General features: G+C 34.7%; 3 protein-coding genes. 2 read left to right on the top strand and 1 reads right to left on the bottom strand.

Annotated features, from left to right (window positions below):
• Positions 1 to 84 precede the first annotated feature (84 nt).
• Positions 85 to 699 carry a zinc-ribbon domain-containing protein gene (locus Megvenef_RS09135; protein WP_322777617.1) on the bottom strand — a complete coding sequence of 205 codons (615 nt, stop codon included), beginning with the start codon at positions 697 to 699 and terminating at the stop codon, positions 85 to 87.
• A 104-nt stretch (positions 700 to 803) separates the two neighbouring features.
• Here Megvenef_RS09135 and dapD point away from each other — a divergent pair, with 104 nt between their 5' ends.
• Both dapD and Megvenef_RS09125 read left to right on the top strand, forming a co-directional pair.
• A complete protein-coding gene (dapD, locus tag Megvenef_RS09130) occupies positions 804 to 1,628 on the top strand; it encodes a 2,3,4,5-tetrahydropyridine-2,6-dicarboxylate N-succinyltransferase (RefSeq protein WP_322777616.1) in 825 nt (274 codons plus the stop codon).
• Entirely contained in the window at positions 1,628 to 1,990 is a 363-nt protein-coding gene (locus Megvenef_RS09125) for a flavodoxin family protein (protein WP_322777615.1), read from the top strand. The genes dapD and Megvenef_RS09125 overlap by 1 nt, the downstream gene beginning before the upstream one ends.
• Positions 1,991 to 2,037: the final 47 nt, after the last annotated feature.

The raw sequence follows: 2,037 nt of genomic DNA, 5'->3' as shown, positions 1-2,037 counted from the left end.
TATTTCAAATATCCCTGCTATAAATAAGTACAACCAAGCCATTTTAAATCAATCCATGAATTATTTTGATGAATAGAGAGTGGATTATCTAAGAATAAAGTCAATCTTATTTCCAATCATAATATCAATGCTATCAGTTGATGAAGGTGCTGGCACGAATTCCGTTTTAATCTCAATAAACTGATTGGGGGACATATCAATATTGGTATGATCATCAATAAGTGACTTAACAATTCTATTATTTTTATCGAATAATCTGATTCTAACTAAAGGCATCTTGACTGTCTTGTCGGCGGTGTTATGAATTTTATAACTGACAGTAATTTTCTCAAGCTCCGTTTGATTTTGTATTTGAACATCCTTAATACTTAAAGTGGTATTGTTTAGGAGTGTGTTAATTCCAAGTCCATTTGGAAAAACCATAATGAGCATGAAGATGATGAGTCCTATCATTACAATCGGCATTGCATAAAGATATGGTTGAATCTTAATTGGTAAAAGAGCCGGTAAATTTATGCCATTTCCTAGAGGGGTCGCTATAATTGGCTGTGTTATTAGCGGTTCAATTCTTACCTGATCAGCCAGTTTTTGGTGCCAGATATGAGCGCATTTCGAGCACTTAACTTTTCTGCCGTGTTTGCCAATCTGTTCTGGCGTTACTACAAACTTTGTATCACATTCTGGGCAGGCGATGTACATTGGCTTTACTAATAGATGGATTTCGACAAAAACTATTTACGTAAGAATAAAATACAGCTATTTATATTTGTATTCAACCTTAAAAAGATACGATATAGCTCCTCATGGAAAATTATATTACAGCAATTGAAGAGCTTTGGCAAACAAGAGATACTCTAAGCAAAAATGATGGCCAATTTGCTCTGGCCAAGTGTATTATCGATGATATAATTTCTTTGCTAGATCAGGGGCGCGTTAGTGTTAGTTATAAAAAGGATGGTCAGTGGCTTGTTAATGAATGGATAAAGAAAGCAATATTGCTCAGTTTTAAAACATCAGAAATGAAGATTTTTGATGGAAATTTTATCAAATGGCTCGATAAAATAGAACCAAAATTTGCTAGTGGTGATGAAGAAAAAATAAGACAATCTAAGGCTAGGTTTGTACCAGGTGCCTATATAAGAAAAGGATCGTTTATTGGGCAAAATGTTGTGGTTATGCCTTCATTTATTAATATTGGCGCGCATGTTGGTGACGGCTCATTGATTGATACGTGGGCTACTGTTGGATCATGTGCATATATTGGGAAGAATTGTCATATTTCTGGAGGAACTGGCATTGGTGGTGTGCTTGAACCATTGCAAGCTAGCCCAGTAATTATCGAAGATAATTGTTTTATTGGTGCAAGATCAGAAATTGCAGAAGGAGTGCTAGTTGAAGAAGGCTCTGTCATTAGTATGGGGGTCTTTATCGGTGCGTCCACTAAAATAGTTAACCGTAGCACAGGTGAGATTATTTTTGGTAAAGTGCCAGCTTACTCTGTTGTTGTGCCTGGTTATTTGCCAGCAAAAGAACATGGAATGCCTGGGCTTTCATGTGCAGTGATTATCAAACAAGTGGATCACAAAACCCGCCAAAAAACAAGCATTAATGAATTGCTTCGGGAATAATGAGACAAATTATTATATTTGGTAGTTCCAGGAGTTTTGGAAATACAAGACGAGTCGTAAATGACATAATAGCACAATCTAATATAGAGTTAGTGGATTTAAATACATTGGATATTACTCCATATGATTATGAACATCGTAATCAATCTGATGACTTTATACCTCTTATAGAGCGAATCGTAACTTACGACAAAATTATTATAGCGACCCCGGTATATTGGTATTCAATGAGTACTCAGGTAAAAATTTTTTTAGATAGGTTCAGTGATATCTTAACAATTAGAAAAGATCTTGGACGTAAGTTTCGTAGAAAAAAATTATTTATCTTAGCAAGTCTCTCCGTCAAAACTCTAAATTTTTGATATAATTTCAAGAATTTCAAAAATAAATCACCGCACATTCATTTTTT

Source organism: Candidatus Megaera venefica (genome assembly GCF_034554655.1).
In the GTDB taxonomy this organism is placed as follows: Bacteria; Pseudomonadota; Alphaproteobacteria; order Rickettsiales; family Rickettsiaceae; genus Megaera_A; species Megaera_A venefica.
The sequence above is the reverse complement of the archived record's forward strand: the minus strand, read 5'-3'. Positions and strand labels throughout refer to the sequence as shown.

Excerpts from the sequence above, each read along its gene's own strand:
- dapD (WP_322777616.1), top strand. The coding sequence starts at position 804 with ATGGAAAATTATATTACAGCAATTGAAGAGCTTTGGCAAACAAGAGAT.
- Megvenef_RS09135 (WP_322777617.1), bottom strand. The coding sequence starts at position 699 with ATGTACATCGCCTGCCCAGAATGTGATACAAAGTTTGTAGTAACGCCA.
- Megvenef_RS09125 (WP_322777615.1), top strand. The coding sequence starts at position 1,628 with ATGAGACAAATTATTATATTTGGTAGTTCCAGGAGTTTTGGAAATACA.